Here is a 281-nt window from a genome sequence, read left to right as displayed (position 1 = left end):
GGTGCGCCGCTGCTGCGTCCCGAACAGGTTCGGCTGCTCAATGACGAGTACGAGATTGTTCTCATCAAAGGTCTGCCACCATTGCAATTGAGGAAGGTGCGATATTTTTCGGACCGCATCCTTAAACGCATCTTTGAAAGCCAGACAGGCGCCCTCCCGGAGCCGGCACCCTTGATGGAAGCTCATCCAGATGACACTGACGGTTAAGCGCCCGTCTCGCGTATCCCGTCCCTCGGCGATCAGAAACTCCACTACAGGTGAACGGCTATGGGAATTTGCAT

1 protein-coding gene is annotated in these 281 nt (G+C 55.5%); it reads left to right on the top strand.

Annotation, left to right across the window (positions count from 1 at the left end; genetic code table 11):
- The coding region (locus AC0L3I_RS37065; protein WP_473530247.1) for a type IV secretory system conjugative DNA transfer family protein at positions 1-207 on the top strand (207 nt) is incomplete at its 5' end.
- Positions 208-281 lie beyond the last annotated feature (74 nt).

This window comes from Mesorhizobium sp. WSM4840, assembly GCF_055811755.1.
The sequence above is the reverse complement of the archived record's forward strand: the minus strand, read 5'-3'. Positions and strand labels throughout refer to the sequence as shown.